The organism is Aquimarina gracilis, from assembly GCF_035285365.1.
Classification (GTDB): domain Bacteria; phylum Bacteroidota; class Bacteroidia; order Flavobacteriales; family Flavobacteriaceae; genus Aquimarina; species Aquimarina gracilis.
This window is the reverse complement of the sequence record NZ_JAYKLX010000002.1, coordinates 244906-261076: the sequence shown is the minus strand read 5'-3', so window position 1 is coordinate 261076 and position 16171 is coordinate 244906. Positions and strand designations below refer to the sequence as shown.

Sequence of the window (16171 nt, the reverse complement as noted above, 5' to 3'; positions counted from 1 at the left end):
TAGATTTGAGTTAATACTTCTAAATTCGTAATTCGTAATTCGTAACTCGTAACTCGTAACTCGTAACTCATAACTCGTAACTCATAACTCATAACTCATAACTTGTTTCTACACACCCACCCATACGAACCATTTTTTCCTGAAGGAGCCACCAAACTAATCGTGGGGACGTTACCACCTCCTCGTTTCACGACGGGCGAACTTAATGAAAAAGATGTAGATTTTTGTTATGGTAGCAGTAATGGATTGTTGTGGCCAGTTTTGGATCGTATTTTTAATCTAAATCTAAAATATGAAACTACTTTTGAGGCGACAGAACAACGAAGAAGATTTTTAACTTCTAGAGGAATTGGAGTCTGTGATATTGTACAAAGTTGTGAGCGAAAAAAAATAGATGCCTCAGATCTTGGGATGCAAAATATAAAACTTAGAGACTTGGTTTCGTATCTAAAACAATATGCTAAGATCGATACCTTAATTTTTACAGGAGGTAATAGTAAAAATGGACCAGAATATTTCTTCAGAAGACATTTGAAGGAGTATCATTTACGATTAGAAGAAGTATCAGGACAAGTACCAAGAATACATCAATTTACATTAGAAAATCGAGTAGTTAACACTGTGTCCCTTACAGCACCTTCTGGTTCTGCAAATAGGGCTATTGGTAGTATGCAATTGTATAAAGATCTAAAAATCAAAAACCCTAAATTCAATACCATTGATTTTAGGGTGATGCAGTATCGCGAGTTTTTTTAATTTACTCTTCTTCAGTTTTGCTTTCTTCCTTTTTCTTGGCTGCAGGTTTCGCTTTGGGTTTGGCTGCTGCTTTTGGTTTTGAAGCAGCTTTTGCTTTTGGCTTTGAAGCGGTAACAGTCACAGCTTTTGCTTTTTTACGACGTCGTAGTCTTCCAAAAGTCCCCATGATGATTTTACCTCGGCGTGTTTTTTTATCTCCTTTACCCATAGATTAGATTTTACTCCCGATTTTACTCGGGTAGGATTAAACAATTGATTAGGTGTGAGATACTAATGTAAGGATTTATGAAGAAAAAAGGAAATATTAGATTATATCCAATAGGTTGTGTAAGTATATGGCCAGAATTTGTTAATAATCCTTTATCAAAACTTTTAATCAAAGTTTTCTGTTGTCCATTATCATCAATAAATCGATTTAGGTGATTTGATCTATTTTTATGACTTGTTTATCGAAAGGTTTTGTTTCATAACATATTAATTCTTTTTTTTGCGGCATAATCCAACTACCCCTGGATCTTCTGTACCGACCAACCACTTGAGTGATGGCTTGTATTAAAGCTATACACCAATTTGATATGAAGATCAACTTATTGTCTTTTCTTTTTTTTGTCATTTATTACCCTTTGTTTGGACAACAAATTGATGTGGAGTTTTCTAGAAATGGCCTCTATTTATTTAAAGAGTTGGGTATGGGTTCTTCTAAAATTATAGATTACAATTTAACAGACGATGGAGAGCTTTATGTATTATACGAGTCGGATATTAATCGCAAGTTGATTCGTTTACATAAAAATGGGCAAAAGGATATAACATTTAATTTTACGTCTGCTATTTTAAGTAATGAAGGTACAACTCCGGTAGCAATGAGCGCCACAAAGGATGGTACTGTGGTCGTGCTATCCAACCTATGGAATGGCTTCAGCTGGATGATCCATATTAACGAATTTTTTGAAAACGGAGCGCTTAATCAGGAATTTGGCAGAAGAGGTATTTACACCAAAAGTATATTAGATAATACAGATGACAATTTCGGTAAGTATTTATATACATCATCAAATGACGAAATTGTAGTGGTCGCCAAAATCAATGACTTTAGTGTATCGGTAACCGATGAAAAAATAGCAATTCTAAAACTCTCTAGAGAAGGTAGAACTTTATCCTCAGATTTATATGCCAATAGTTGTTTTCAACTTAATAGCTCGGCGATGCAAGATGATTATTTGTTATTGGCATACTCAGAAACTGCCAGAAATGAAACAAATTATGCTACCTATTTAGCCGGTTTAGATAGTGAAAGAATGGAGTCCCAAAATGTACATTGTCTATCGACCGATGGGAATTATGAAACCATCGATCAGATTGTGTTAACAAAATCTGCGGTCTACATATCCCAATTGAAAATCAATGCCGAAGCATTATACCTTATTCGTAAATATGATTTGAATGGTAATCTGGATGGAACTTTTAGGGATACTGGTGAGATAGACAGTGATGCAGATTTATATGACTCTAATTTTATAGTAGGTGAACAAGGAGAAATATTTGTCGTTTCTAAAAGCTTAAATGATAATTCTGAAATATTGGTAAAGAAACTTAATAGTGATGGGACTATAGATGAAACTTTTGGGGTTAATGGGATTGCATCTATAGTTTTTAGATATCCAATTATTGAGCTAAGCAAAATACAAATCGATAGAAAGAACAAATTGTATATTGCAGGAGATATGGCCATCGAAGGAAACTCCTATGGTTTTATTACCAGAATTAAAACCGATGTTTTACTGTTAAAAAAGGAAAAACTGGATAAGTTTATTCGTAATCTTTTCGTAAAACGGCAATAACATGACTACGCAATAATCACTTATCAAAATTTTGATAAGTGATTATATGATGTTTTGGGATATATCAACTAATCTCTTATACTTTTTACGAACTTTTCAATGTTACCAATACCATCATTGGTTAAATGTTTTATAAAAGCAGAACCAATAATAGCACCCTTGGCCGTTTTTGTAGCTTGTGTAAAGGTCTCGTTATTACTAATACCAAAACCGACGATCTGGGGGTTTTTAAGTCCCAAGGATGCAATACGCTCAAAATATTGTTGTTGTTCGTTTCCAAAAGTGTTTTTTGCCCCGGTGGTACTAGCAGAACTTACCATATAGATAAATCCATTAGATACGTTATCGATAAAACGAATACGCTCATCTGAAGTTTGTGGAGTTATTAAAAACACATTGATCAATCCATACTTCTCAAAAGTCTCTTGATAATGTTCATGATATTCTGCAACTGGCAAATCTGGAATAATTAATCCATCGATACCAATTTCCTGGCATTTCGCACAGAACTCTTCAACACCATACTGCATCATTGGGTTAAAGTATCCCATTATAATCAGTGGGATTTCTACAGATTGTCTAATATCTTTCAATTGTTCAAAAAGAAGCTTGGTTGTTATCCCATTTTTAAGAGCAGCTGTTGAACTTTCTTGTATGGTTGGTCCATCTGCTAATGGATCGCTAAACGGTAACCCAATCTCGATCATATCGACACCACTTTTTTCTAGATCCTGAATCACTTTTACAGTATCATGAAGCGATGGGTATCCTGCAGTAAAATATATAGATAGCAATTTTTTATCTTCTGCCAGTTTTTGGTTTATTCTATTCATTTCTTTTTAGTACAGAGTAGTTAGTAGTTAGTAGTTAGTATCAAAAAAATGTCTTAATACGTAGTACTTCGTACTTACTACTAATTTTTATAATTTAAAATAATCAATGTAAGTATTCAAATCTTTGTCTCCTCTCCCCGAAAGGCTTATTACCACAATGTCATCGGGTTTGAATTTTTTGTCATTAAAAATGGCAAGTGCGTGTGATGTTTCTATAGCAGGAATAATACCTTCTAGTTGCGATAACTCTAATCCTGCCGCCATGGCATCATCATCGGTAACCGAAAAGAATTCTCCACGGCCAGATTTATACAAATGAGAATGTAATGGGCCTACACCAGGGTAATCTAACCCTGCCGAGATAGAGTAAGGTTCGGTTATTTGTCCATCTTGCGTTTGCATTAATAAGGTTTTACAGCCATGGATTATACCTTCTTTGCCTAGTTGTGATGTAGCTGCACTTTCACCACTATGAACACCTTTTCCGGCAGCTTCAACAGCAATAATTCCTACGCTTGGTTCGTCTAGAAAATGATAATAAGTGCCTGCAGCGTTACTACCGCCACCAATACACGCCACAACATAATCTGGGTGTTCTCTTCCTTCTTGTTCTTTGAGTTGCCATTTTATCTCTTCTGAAATTATAGACTGAAACCTAGTGACCATATCGGGATAGGGATGAGGTCCTATCGCAGATCCTATTATGTAATGTGTATCTACAGGATTATTGATCCAATCACGTATCGCTTCATTGGTGGCATCTTTAAGAGTTTTGCTTCCAGATTTTACGGGTCTTACTTCGGCTCCAAGCATTTTCATACGTGCAACATTGGGAGCCTGACGCTTAATATCAATTTCACCCATATATACTATACACTGTATGCCCATTAAAGCACATACCGTTGCGGTAGCAACTCCATGTTGACCTGCCCCGGTTTCGGCAATAATTCTGTTTTTCCCTAAACGCTTGGCGACTAAAATTTGCCCAATGGTATTGTTTACTTTATGAGCCCCGGTATGGTTTAGGTCTTCACGTTTTAAGTATACTTTGGTATTATGTTTTTCTGAAAGTCGTTTAGCAAAGTACAAGGGTGAGGGGCGACCCACATAATCTCTTAGCAATTGATCAAATTCTTCTTTAAAAGAAGGTTCGTTCATGATCTTAAGATAGTTTGCTCGCAACTCTTCTACATTAGGATATAGCATTTCTGGAATGTAAGCCCCTCCAAAATCACCATAGTATCCTTTTTCATTTACTTGATAGTTCATAATGCAGTTTTTGTTATTTTCTTTTGTTTTATGTCGTCCCAGTGTAGATTGGGATCCATTTGATTGTTGTTTGGTATAATTGTTTAAACTATGTAATCATATTTTGGATTCCTGCCTACGCCGGAATGACAAGCTTTATAAATTCTTCTAATTCTTCAATATTTTTCAATCCAGGTTCGATTTCAAATTTGCTATTTACATCGATAGCATAAATAGGTAAATCTGTTTTAAGGATCGCCTTTATTTTTTCAATTTCTTCTAAACCGATACCACCGCTCAATATAAGTGGAGTAGTGGAAGGGTAGTTCTCTAAGACTTGCCAGTCAAAAGTATATCCGTTTCCACCTTTTTCTTTCCCTTTGGTGTCGAATAAGAAGTAATCTACAATGCCCTCATAAGGTTTTAAAAGATCAAAGTTAAATGTGTCTTTGATAGAGAATACTTTCCACACTTCGATATGGATAGACCCCACGGGTTTTAAAAACCCGTGGGGTCTGTTGAGTTCATTTTTTAGTTTTATACAAAATTCTGCAGATTCGTTACCATGTAATTGAACGGCTTGAAAGTCATATTTATTTACTTTTTCAACGATAAAATCAATTGTTGCATCAACAAAAACCCCTGTTTTTTTGATGGTTGAAGGCAATTTTGGAATTTCTTCTTCAAAATTTCTGGGTGATTTATCATAGAAAATAAAGCCCAAGTAGTCGGGTTGAAGAGCGGCTATCGCTTTCATGTTTTCTTGATATTTCATTCCGCAGACTTTCAGTTTCATGATTCCAGCTCTTTTATAAATTCAATCGCACTAGCACCAGGGTTTTCAGTTTTCATAAAGTTTTCTCCGATAAGGAAACCTTTATACCCGTATTGTTTTAAATCCTTGATTGCGTCAATGCTACTAATACCACTTTCTGATACTTTTACAAAATCATCTGGAATTTGATTACTTAATGATTTGCTTGTTTCAATACTTACGTCAAAAGTCTTAAGGTTTCGATTGTTTACTCCCAGCATGTCTAGTGATGGCATGATTGACTTTTCTAATTCTTCTTTGTTATGTACTTCTAACAAAACATCAAGAGAAAGACTTTTGGCCAATTGTGATAAAGACCTGATTTGATTTCTATCCAAAACCGCAGCAATTAATAAGATTACATCTGCTCCGTGAGCTTTAGCTTCCAGCAGTTGGTATTCATCAATAATAAATTCTTTACGTAGCAAAGGTAGTTTTACCGATGATCTGGCTAATAAAAGATCATCCAATGATCCGCCAAAGTATTTTCCATCGGTTAAAACTGACATTCCGCTCACTCCAGCAGTTTGATACCCTTGCGCAACATCTTGTACATTTACTTTTTGGTTAATCACTGCTTTAGATGGTGATCTTCGTTTATGTTCTGCTATGATCCCTGTATTACTATTTCGTAAAGCATGGGCCAAAGAATTCGTTTCTCTATCAAACAACACCGAAGATTCTAATTGCTTAACCGGAATCAAACTTTTTTTAAGGGCTACCTCTTTATGTTTATCGGCGACTATTTTGTCTAGTATATTCATTTCCAGTTGTTTGTTGATTGTTTATAGTTAATGGTTTTTTGAGTTTAACGTGTTATAATAATTTATAAATCCGTTTAGTAATTTTTTGCAATTTATAATTTGGTCTGATAATTCTTTATGTTCATTTACTTGAACATAATTTTGATCCAGAGTTAAATATAGTTGGGTTTCTAACTCATATAGCGACCCCCTAGAAATATGGAAAAACTGTATACTATCTTTAGGAGTTCTTCTTCCGCAACCTTCTGCTATATTTGAAGGAATAGAAATAGCACACCTTCTCATTTGATTGATTAATCCATAAAGTTCTTCTTTAGGGAAACCTTTAATTATACCGTATACATTACTTACTAGTGACCTAGTTTCTTTCCATACTTTAAGTTCGGTGTATTCCATACTATCAACTATAAACTAGGAACTATCAACTTGCGTTGCTCAATTCTTGTACTTTCTTTAACGCTTGTAATCCTTTTCCTGATAGTAAGGATTCTTTGGCTTTTTCGAATCCTTCTTTGGGCTGTAATCCTTCAACGGTGGCAATGGCCATACCGGCATTGGCGCAAACGACATTGTTCTGTGCTTCGGTTCCTTTTCCACTTAGGATATTCATAAAAATTGCTGCTGATTCTTCTACAGAGTCTCCTCCCACGATTTCTTCTTGTTTCAGTGTTTGAACACCAAAATCGACAGGTCTTAGCATTCCCTCAGTCTTATTAGAAATTGTTTTGGTACTACCTGTTAGCGAAATTTCATCATAGCCATCTAAAGCATGAATAATGGTGAAGTTCTTGTCAGTATTTTGATACAAATAACCATACATCCTTGCCAACTCCAGGTTAAAAACACCTACAATTTGATTTTTTGGAAAAGCTGGATTTACCATCGGCCCAAGCATATTAAAAAATGTTTTTACTCCCAATTCACGACGAATAGGTGCTACATTCTTCATGGCTGGATGGAACAGGGGAGCATGTAATACACAAATACCGGCTTCGTCAATACTTCGTTTTAAAAAGTCTTTATCGTTACTAAATTTGATTCCCAAATGCTCCATAACATTAGAACTGCCGCATTTCGAAGACACTCCATAATTACCATGTTTGGTTACTTTGATACCTGCTCCAGCCGAGACAAAAGAGGAGAGTGTAGAGATATTGAAGGTGTCTTTTCCGTCTCCTCCTGTACCACAAAGGTCAATAGGATTGTATTCACTTAAATCTACAGCTACACATAGTTCTAATAGGGCATCCCTAAAACCCTCTAGCTCTTCAATAGTGATGCTTCGCATCATATATACTGTTAAAAAGGATGCAATTTGGCTTTGGTTATATTCACCTTTTGAGATATTGACCAAAACACTTTTCGCTTCTTCTTTTGAAATAGTTTCGTGATTAATTAATCGGTTGAGTAAGTTTTTCATAGGCCCCTCACCCTAACCCTCTCCCCAGAGAGGAGAGGGAGTTTAAACGGGTTATTTTTAAATTAATATTTGTCATTATATGTTTTAAGTGTCAATTATTGACCCAGTTTTCTAACATTTTTTTTCCATCTGGAGTCAATACCGATTCTGGATGAAATTGTACGCCACGTACGTCCAGCTCTTTATGGCGAAGGGACATTATTTGTCCGTTTTCGTCATATGAGGTTACCTCTAAGCATTCTGGCAAGTCTTTCTCGGCAACTACCCAAGAATGATATCTACCTACGTCAAAATTTTTATTCAATCCTTCAAAAAGAGGTTCGTTAGCTGCAGATAGGGTAATATTGGTTGCTACTCCGTGATAAACTTCATCAAGATTGATAAGGCTTCCGCCAAAAACTTCTCCTATGGCTTGTTGCCCAAGGCATACACCAAAAATACTTTTGGAATCGGCATATGATGCTATTATCTCCTTTAGTAATCCGGCTTCTTCGGGAATCCCGGGGCCAGGAGATAGTAGAACTTTCTGAAAAGGTTCGACCTCTTCTAATCGCAACTGATCATTTCGCTTGACGGTGACCTCGCATCCCAAATCTTCAAGATAATGAACCAGATTATATACGAAAGAATCGTAGTTATCTATTACTAATACTTTTTTTCCCATTTTCAATTTTTTTAAATCTCTTCGGCTAGTTTCAATGCTTTTGTTAATGCTCCTAATTTATTATATACTTCTTGTAATTCATTTTCTTCATTTGATTCGTTTACCAGCCCAGCACCGGCCTGCCAATGAAGCTCATGATTTTTACTTAAAAATGTGCGAATCATAATGGCATGGTTAAAGTTTCCAGAGAAGTCCATAAAACCAATAGCCCCACCATAAAAATCACGATTTACAGTTTCGTATTTTTCGATAAGTTGCATAGCCATATGTTTTGGAGCCCCACTTAATGTACCTGCCGGGAAAGTATCTGCCACTACCTGCATAGTAGTTGTATTTTTATGTTTTTTACCTGTTACCTTACTTACAAGGTGAATTACATGCGAATAAAACTGAATTTCACGATAGGTCTCTACAGATACATTACTTCCGTTACGACTCAAATCGTTTCGAGCCAAATCGACTAGCATTACATGTTCGGCATTTTCTTTTTCGTCGGCAGCAAGTTTTTTGGCTAGTTCTGCATCTTGCTCATCATTACCTGTTCGTTTGAATGTTCCGGCAATAGGGTGAATTTCAGCGATGTCATCTTTTACGACGAGTTGCGCCTCTGGGGAGCTTCCGAAAATCTTAAAATCTCCATAATCAAAATAAAATAAATAAGGAGATGGGTTAATGCTGCGAAGTGCTCTGTATACATTAAATTCATCTCCTTTAAATTTTTGCGAAAAACGTTTGGACAATACGAGTTGAAATACATCTCCTCGTTGGCAGTGTTTTTTTGCCAATGATACGTGATCTTTGTATTGATTATCATTCAGGTTCGAGGTTGTGTCACCAACGGTTGTGAAATTGTAAGAAGCAAAATTCTTTATATTGAGTAGGGATTCAATTTCTGCAATATTACTGTCAGAATTATAACAATGTGCAAAAATGTAGGCCTCATTGTTAAAGTGATTGATTGCTATAATGTTTTGATATACGCTATATTGAATATCAGGAATATGTAATGCTCCTTCTTTTTTTGAAATGGAAATGTTTTCAAAATAACGAACGGCATCATATGCGATATAGCCAAAAAGCCCATTGTTTATAAACTTGAAATCGCTTTTTGAAGTTTCGAATTGCTTTCCAAATTGCTCTATGATTGCTGGGACATTGCTATTGCCTGTAATTGTATGCTCTGAAGTTGTGCCATCAGGGAAAGATTTATAAATGGTTTCATTTTCAATCTTGATGCTAGCAATAGGGTTGCAGCAGATGTATGAGAAACTGTTTTCGTTGCCTCGATAATCGCTACTTTCAAGTAGTAAACTGTTAGGAAAACGATCCCTGATTTTAAGATATACGCTTACTGGTGTGATTGTATCGGCCAGTATTTGCTTGTAATGTGTGGTTAATTTATAACTCATTTTAAAACACTATAATTTTAAATTCTACCCCTATGAAACGGACAATAAAAAAAGGCTTGTCGTGATTTGACAAGCCTTTGATATGTTTACTTAACATTATAACAGGAGCTATCTCACGACATTTTCGTTTTGAGATGACCACCACCAGTTATTTGTTAAGATTGCTTTCATTTTTATTATTTGAGTCAAATATATAAATTAATTACAATTTAAAACAACAAAAAAATTACATTTTTAATTCTACTGCTAATTCAAACTCATCATTGATGGTTTTGTCTCCTAAATTATCAAAGAAACTTCCTGATCCATATTTAATATCATATTTTGTTCTGTCGACCATAAGCTTGGTAGATGCAGAGTTTCCGTTTACGGCCAGTTCAAAAGAAATTGGATTTGTTTTTCCCTTGATGGTAAGATCTCCAGCAATTTTGTAACCTTTATCTGTTTTTTTAGCTTTTGTAACTACAAGTTTTGCAGTTTTATGATTTTGAATGCTAAAGAAATCATCAGAGCTAAGGTGCCCTTCTAGTTTTTTCTTGTATTCTCCCTCCAGATCTGTTACTTTTAGTGAGGTCATATCTACAATAAACTCTCCGCCAGTAATGTTTTCACCTTCAAAGACAAGGAAACCTTGAGATAAACTTAGGGTTCCACTGTGTTCACCGGTAACTTTTTTGCCTACCCAGTTTATTTTACTTTCTGAAGCTTTAATTTCTTTTTTTTGAGCAAATGTTGATGCTGATACAATAACCGCAATAGCTAAGATTAGTGATTTAAGTCTAGTTTTCATGATTTTTAAAAATTTAAAATATTTATGTTAATGATTTATATTATGTTCTTAATTTGTTAAGTAATTCGTTAAGCAGTATTAAATCCTTTTCTGAAAGATTTGAAGTGATTCTTTCTTCAAAAGCATTCATCAATGGGCTTATTTTTTCTATAAAGGTTTTTCCTTCTTCGGTAATGGTTATTTCTACTTTCCTTCGGTTTGATTCACAAGGAATACGCTGTACATATCCTTTAGAAATAAGTTTATCTACTAATCTGGTTGTATTACTCATTTTACTAACCATCCTTTCTTGTATTGTAGAAAGATTGGCCGGCTGTCCCTTTTGTCCCTTCAAAATTCGAAGTACATTAAACTGCTGAATGGATATGTCATGAGGTTTTAACTCCAAGTTAATTTTATCCATTATCCAGTTCTCTGTGTACAATAAGTTTATGATCGCCTTTCGAGAAGGGGGAAGCTGTACTTCGGTTTTTATGATATCTTCGATTTTCAATTGTCTATACAATATTTGTATGTACAAATGTATGAATGATTATGTTTCAAAAAATATAAATAGATATTAATACTTTGTTAAAGTTAGACTTATAGGTTTTGTTAAATAGTATTATTGCGAAATAAATAGTTTTACTATTGAATTAAACATTTGTAAAAATTTCTGAAAATATTTAGATAAAATTCAGAAACCCTGTTAATTTTCTTTTGCTTGATTAAGGGTTTTGATAAATTAGTAGTATGCCGAGGTCGATTTTGTATATTGTATTGGTTGTGCTTTTTACTTGTTGTAAGGGAGAACAAAAAATTGCACTCGATGCCACCGATGTTTTTAAAAGTAAAGGGGTAGAAATCCCTATGTATGATTTTGAAAGCTTAGAACCACTATTAAAAATTAATGATGGTAAAACCAGAGTTATAAATTTTTGGGCAACATGGTGTAAGCCTTGTGTAGCAGAGTTACCATATTTTGAATTAATTGATAGTAGATATCCAGATGATCAAGTCGAAGTTATATTAGTGAGTCTGGATTTACCAAAACATGTTGAAACCAAATTGATTCCGTTTGTTAAAAAAAGAAAGATCAAAAGCAAAGTAATTTTATTGGATGATCCAGATGCGAATAACTGGATTCCAAAAGTAAGTAAAGATTGGTCGGGTTCTATCCCGGCAACTATAATATATAAGGGAAATACCAGTAAATTCTATGAACGCTCATTTACATATAATGATCTTGAAAACGAATTAAAGAAAATGCTGTAACTGTAAATTGCTAAAAAAACAAAAAACACTACCTATGAAAACTTTGAAAATTCTCGTTGGAGTAGCTTTAGTAATCGCCATAAGTGCTTTTGCTATAGATAAAGTTTCGACCCCAAAAATTGACGGAGGATATGCCATTGGTGACACCGCAACCGATTTTAAATTAAAAAATATTGACGATTCCTTTATTTCCTTAGAAGACTATAAAGATGCCAAAGGATTTATTGTGATTTTTACATGTAATCATTGTCCATATTCTGTTGCATATGAGGATAGAATCATAGAGCTGGACAAAAAATTTAAAACCAAAGGATATCCTGTTATTGCAATTAATCCCAATAACCCAAAAGCATATCCCGACGATAGTTTTGCGAATATGAAAGTAAGAGCAAAGGATAAAGGTTTTACATTTCCTTATTTATTTGACGATGGACAAAAGATTTACCCTCAGTATGGTGCTACCAAAACGCCTCATGTATATGTTTTAGAAAAAACAAATAATGGTAATGTTGTACGTTATATTGGTGCTATAGATAATAACTACAAAGATGCCTCTGCTGCAGACGAAAAATACGTTGAAGATGCAGTTAATGCATTGCTTAATGGGCAAAAAGTACCTGTAGAAACTACAAGAGCTATAGGCTGTAGTATTAAGGCATAGATCACTAGCATATCTTTTTTAATGTTTCAAATTAAATGAGTGCATAACTATGTGCATTTTCATATAGGACTCTTATATTTGTAAGGAATAAAAAATAATTCAGTCCAAATTTTAGTATAATTTATTTTTAAATGGCAGAAGATATTACACAAGAAGAATGGCAGGAGCTTATTGCCAAGGATGACAACGCGGTAATCCTTGATGTTAGAACCGAAGAAGAAGTAGAAGATGGTTTCATCCCTAATATGTTGAATATTGATATTCGCAAAGGACAAGGTTTTTTGGATGAGGTTGAACAACTGGATAAGTCCAAAAACTATTATGTGTATTGCCGTTCGGGTGCTCGTAGTGCGCAAGCTTGTACCTTAATGAACCAAATGGGGTTCGAAACTACCTATAATTTGATTGGTGGTTTTATGAATTGGGATGGCGAAACTGCCGAATAACTTTAGTAATATGAAATACATACCATTTTTATTGATCTCCTTTTTTTCTTTAACATTCTTCAGTTGCAAACAAATTGATGAAAGTTCTACTGTAGAGCTTATTACTGTTGAAGAAATGGATTCGTTATTAGAAATGGGAAAAGTTCAATTAATCGATGTAAGAACTCCCGATGAATATGCCAAAGGGTACATAGAAGGGGCTATTAATATTGATTTTAGAAATGAAAATTTCGAAGAGCAAATTGAAAAGATAGATAAATCAAAACCCGTTGCGGTATATTGCGGTAGAGGAGGGAGAAGCAGTAAATGTTCTGCATATATGAAGAAAGCGGGCTTTAAAAAGATTTATGACCTTGACGGAGGCATAACCGAATGGAAGTATAAAGGAAAGAAGGTTGTTAAATAATAAAACAACATACTTTTTAAACAACACAGCAAAACCACATGGTTTTGCTGTGTTGTTTTTATATTATAACATGTCTGTTTTTGGGAAGTAATGCATAAATTGTGGTTTCACATGCAGGTAATATGCATGCGTCTGCATAGTCCAAGTTGATAGTTTTACTCTCTTCTTTGCTTTTAAATATCACGAGATAACGTTGATCATGAAAAAAATCCTGCCATTAGGCAGGATTGAAGTGGAGTCGGAGGGATTCGAACCCTCGTCCAAACAAGTAACAAAATAGCTTTCTACACGTTTAGTCCTTGTTTAATTTTCGACGATAAGAAAGACCAAAGACCGCCAACCTATCGCTTATTCTTAATTAAGTTTCAAAATTATATCAAGATTCTATAACTTCTAGGTTTACTTTTACGATACCCCATAATCAATCGCCGTAAACCAAGGCTATTGAGAGGTATCCTGCTTGCTCACCTGGTGAGCCGAGGCACTATCCTACTATGATTCGGATTATGCAGCTAGGGCGTAGTTATTCTCGCCGTTTAAAAAAGTGAAATATGATATTTACGAGCTATATCCCAGCGCTCGACGTGCTTACCACTCTATTAATCTCGCTGTCAAAACCAGTCGACCCCAGATTTTAATTCAAGATTAAGAATTCCGAATTCTCAGAATTATGGTTGGCAAAGATAACTATAATTGTCATATCTTTAGCCGCAATTTTAAATCAACAAAATACATACCAAAACCATATGACCAAGTTCGGTATCATTAAAGAGCGCAAAAACCCGCCAGATCGTCGTGTTGTGTTCTCTCCTAATGGCTTAAAAAAAGCAAAATCCCAATTTCCGAAGGCATTATTTGCCGTAGAAAGTTCAAATATTAGAGTTTTTGATGATAATGCTTATGAGAGTGCTGGATTTAAGGTAACTAGCGATTTATCAGATTGTGATGTGCTGTTGGGAGTAAAAGAAGTGCCAATTTCGGCATTACAGCCCAACAAAAAGTATTTTTTCTTCTCGCATACCATCAAAAAACAACCTTATAACAGGGATTTATTAAGAGCAATTCTCGACAAGAATATAGAATTGTATGATCATGAGGTTATTGTTGGGCAAAACGGTTTTCGATTAATTGGTTTTGGGCGATATGCAGGAATTGTTGGAGCTTACAACGGATTTAGAGCTTGGGGTCTTACGTTTGATACTTTTGATTTACCAAAGGCCGAAAGTCTTAACGATCGGAAAGAACTGGAATTTGAGTTAAATAAGATTTCATTACCCAATATAAAAATAGTACTTACCGGAAAAGGAAAAGTAGGAGGAGGAGCAAAAGAAGTACTCGATGCGATGAATATTAAGCAGGTTACTGTACAGGAATATCTCAATGATACTTTCGATGAACCCGTTTATATCCAAATCGATGTGTTGGATTACAATAAACGCAAAGATGGTCATGTTTTGGATAAAAATGATTTTTATACCAATCCACAAGAATACGATAGTGACTTCATGAGATTTGCGAAAGTAAGTGATATGTATATTGCCGGGCATTTTTTTGGAGATGGAGCTCCTTTCATTTTTACCCGAGAAGATGCCAAATCCAATGACTTTAATATCAAAGTTGTTGCAGATATCTCATGTGACATTGATGGACCAGTAGCAAGCACAATTAGGCCGTCAACAATAGCTGATCCAATTTATGGGTATAATCCGGAAACAGAAGCAGAGGTCGGTTTTAAAGATCCCAAAGCAATAGTGGTAATGGCAGTCGATAATTTGCCTTGTGAATTACCCAAAGATGCCAGCGAAGGGTTTGGAGATATGTTTTTGGAACATGTCTTACCTGCTTTTTTTGATGGCGATAAAAATGGAGTTCTAGAAAGAGCTAGAATGACCAAAGATGGTACATTAACACAAAGGTTTAGTTATCTACAAGATTATGTAGATGGTAAAGAATAATTTTACAATAAATAGAAAATAACTATGACTACCCAACAGCTTGTTGAACAGATATATAAAAAGAAATCTTTTCTGTGCATTGGTCTTGATGTTGATCTTAATAAAATCCCGAAGCACTTATTAAAAGAAGAAGACCCTATTTTTGAATTCAACAAAGCCATTATCGATGCTACACATCATTTGGCGGTGGGGTATAAGCCTAATACAGCTTTCTATGAAGCTTATGGAGTACATGGCTGGAAGTCTTTAGAAAAAACAATTAATTACATTAATAAAAAATATCCCGAAGTTTTTACAATAGCAGATGCAAAACGTGGGGATATTGGCAATACCAGTACCATGTATGCCAAGGCCTTTTTTGAAGACCTGTCTTTTGATTCGGTGACTGTGGCCCCATATATGGGTAAGGATTCGGTAGAACCCTTTTTGGCTTTCAAGAATAAGCATACCATACTATTGGCCTTGACTTCTAATCAAGGAGCATTTGATTTTCAAACAAAAGATACCGAAGGTGTAGAGTTGTATAAGCAAGTACTCAAAGTGTCTAAGTCTTGGGAAAACTCTGAAAACCTTATGTATGTAGTAGGAGCTACCAAGGCAGAGTATCTATCTGATATTAGAAAAATAATACCCGATAGTTTTTTGTTGGTTCCTGGTGTAGGAGCGCAAGGTGGAAGTCTACTAGACGTTTGTAAATATGGGCTTAACGAACAAGTAGGCTTATTAATTAACTCCTCAAGAGGAATTATCTATGCTTCAAACGAACATGATTATGCAGAAGCCGCTGCAAAAAAAGCTTTTGAACTGCAACAGGAAATGCAAGCAATTTTAAAATAAAAAAAGAACAAGAATAGCTACTTTAGTATCCTTGTTCTTTTAAAATTAAATTAATGAATAGAATCGAATCAAC

19 protein-coding genes and 1 other RNA gene are annotated in these 16171 nt (G+C 34.9%); 8 read left to right on the top strand and 12 right to left on the bottom strand.

Going from position 1 to position 16171, the window contains the following annotated elements; translation table 11 throughout:
* Positions 1 to 102: 102 nt before the first annotated feature.
* Positions 103 to 756, top strand: a complete 654-nt coding sequence (locus U6A24_RS04115) for a uracil-DNA glycosylase family protein (protein WP_324178672.1) — start codon at positions 103 to 105, stop codon at positions 754 to 756.
* Position 757: 1 nt separating this feature from the next.
* Here the strand turns inward: U6A24_RS04115 and U6A24_RS04110 are convergent, their stop codons facing one another.
* Positions 758 to 964, bottom strand: a complete 207-nt coding sequence (locus U6A24_RS04110; RefSeq protein WP_324178671.1) for a 30S ribosomal protein THX — start codon at positions 962 to 964, stop codon at positions 758 to 760.
* A 367-nt stretch (positions 965 to 1331) separates the two neighbouring features.
* Here U6A24_RS04110 and U6A24_RS04105 point away from each other — a divergent pair, with 367 nt between their 5' ends.
* Complete coding sequence (locus tag U6A24_RS04105; protein WP_324178670.1) at positions 1332 to 2597, top strand: NHL repeat-containing protein; 1266 nt, start codon at positions 1332 to 1334, stop codon at positions 2595 to 2597.
* Between the two features lie 68 nt (positions 2598 to 2665).
* On the opposite strand, the gene trpA is transcribed toward U6A24_RS04105, so the two are convergent.
* The 10 genes from trpA to U6A24_RS04055 all read right to left on the bottom strand — a co-directional run bounded on the left by trpA (position 2666) and on the right by U6A24_RS04055 (position 11032).
* Positions 2666 to 3430: a tryptophan synthase subunit alpha gene (gene trpA / locus U6A24_RS04100; RefSeq protein WP_324178669.1), complete on the bottom strand. Its 765-nt coding sequence runs from the start codon at positions 3428 to 3430 to the stop codon at positions 2666 to 2668.
* Positions 3431 to 3517: 87 nt separating this feature from the next.
* Positions 3518 to 4699, bottom strand: a complete 1182-nt coding sequence (trpB, locus tag U6A24_RS04095) for a tryptophan synthase subunit beta (RefSeq protein WP_324178668.1) — start codon at positions 4697 to 4699, stop codon at positions 3518 to 3520.
* Between the two features lie 115 nt (positions 4700 to 4814).
* A complete protein-coding gene (locus tag U6A24_RS04090; protein ID WP_324178667.1) occupies positions 4815 to 5474 on the bottom strand; it encodes a phosphoribosylanthranilate isomerase in 660 nt (219 codons plus the stop codon).
* Complete coding sequence (gene trpC, locus U6A24_RS04085) at positions 5471 to 6256, bottom strand: indole-3-glycerol phosphate synthase TrpC (RefSeq protein ID WP_324178666.1); 786 nt, start codon at positions 6254 to 6256, stop codon at positions 5471 to 5473. Before trpC ends, U6A24_RS04090 begins: the two co-directional genes overlap by 4 nt.
* Positions 6257 to 6283: 27 nt before the next feature.
* Positions 6284 to 6652 (bottom strand): four helix bundle protein, encoded by a 369-nt coding sequence (locus tag U6A24_RS04080; RefSeq protein WP_324178665.1) that lies wholly within the window; start codon positions 6650 to 6652, stop codon positions 6284 to 6286.
* A 25-nt stretch (positions 6653 to 6677) separates the two neighbouring features.
* On the bottom strand, positions 6678 to 7676 hold the full coding sequence (gene trpD, locus U6A24_RS04075; protein WP_324178664.1) for an anthranilate phosphoribosyltransferase: 999 nt from the start codon (positions 7674 to 7676) through the stop codon (positions 6678 to 6680).
* 91 nt (positions 7677 to 7767) lie between these two features.
* Complete coding sequence (locus tag U6A24_RS04070) at positions 7768 to 8340, bottom strand: anthranilate synthase component II (RefSeq protein ID WP_324178663.1); 573 nt, start codon at positions 8338 to 8340, stop codon at positions 7768 to 7770.
* A gap of 11 nt (positions 8341 to 8351) precedes the next feature.
* Entirely contained in the window at positions 8352 to 9749 is a 1398-nt protein-coding gene (locus U6A24_RS04065) for an anthranilate synthase component I family protein (RefSeq protein ID WP_324178662.1), read from the bottom strand.
* Between the two features lie 226 nt (positions 9750 to 9975).
* Positions 9976 to 10539 carry a YceI family protein gene (locus U6A24_RS04060; RefSeq protein ID WP_324178661.1) on the bottom strand — a complete coding sequence of 188 codons (564 nt, stop codon included), beginning with the start codon at positions 10537 to 10539 and terminating at the stop codon, positions 9976 to 9978.
* Positions 10540 to 10579: 40 nt separating this feature from the next.
* Complete coding sequence (locus U6A24_RS04055; RefSeq protein ID WP_324178660.1) at positions 10580 to 11032, bottom strand: MarR family winged helix-turn-helix transcriptional regulator; 453 nt, start codon at positions 11030 to 11032, stop codon at positions 10580 to 10582.
* 239 nt (positions 11033 to 11271) lie between these two features.
* Here U6A24_RS04055 and U6A24_RS04050 point away from each other — a divergent pair, with 239 nt between their 5' ends.
* From U6A24_RS04050 to U6A24_RS04035, 4 genes are all read left to right on the top strand, one after another.
* A complete protein-coding gene (locus U6A24_RS04050) occupies positions 11272 to 11793 on the top strand; it encodes a TlpA disulfide reductase family protein (RefSeq protein WP_324178659.1) in 522 nt (173 codons plus the stop codon).
* 34 nt (positions 11794 to 11827) lie between these two features.
* Complete coding sequence (locus tag U6A24_RS04045) at positions 11828 to 12454, top strand: thioredoxin family protein (protein ID WP_324178658.1); 627 nt, start codon at positions 11828 to 11830, stop codon at positions 12452 to 12454.
* A 131-nt stretch (positions 12455 to 12585) separates the two neighbouring features.
* On the top strand, positions 12586 to 12900 hold the full coding sequence (locus U6A24_RS04040) for a rhodanese-like domain-containing protein (RefSeq protein WP_324178657.1): 315 nt from the start codon (positions 12586 to 12588) through the stop codon (positions 12898 to 12900).
* 10 nt (positions 12901 to 12910) lie between these two features.
* Positions 12911 to 13306 (top strand): rhodanese-like domain-containing protein, encoded by a 396-nt coding sequence (locus U6A24_RS04035; RefSeq protein ID WP_324178656.1) that lies wholly within the window; start codon positions 12911 to 12913, stop codon positions 13304 to 13306.
* Between the two features lie 230 nt (positions 13307 to 13536).
* On the opposite strand, the gene ssrA is transcribed toward U6A24_RS04035, so the two are convergent.
* Positions 13537 to 13935: a transfer-messenger RNA gene (ssrA, locus tag U6A24_RS04030) on the bottom strand.
* A 117-nt stretch (positions 13936 to 14052) separates the two neighbouring features.
* Here ssrA and U6A24_RS04025 point away from each other — a divergent pair.
* On the top strand, positions 14053 to 15261 hold the full coding sequence (locus U6A24_RS04025) for an NAD(P)-dependent oxidoreductase (RefSeq protein ID WP_324178655.1): 1209 nt from the start codon (positions 14053 to 14055) through the stop codon (positions 15259 to 15261).
* A 24-nt stretch (positions 15262 to 15285) separates the two neighbouring features.
* Positions 15286 to 16098: an orotidine-5'-phosphate decarboxylase gene (pyrF, locus tag U6A24_RS04020; protein WP_324178654.1), complete on the top strand. Its 813-nt coding sequence runs from the start codon at positions 15286 to 15288 to the stop codon at positions 16096 to 16098.
* Positions 16099 to 16171: the final 73 nt, after the last annotated feature.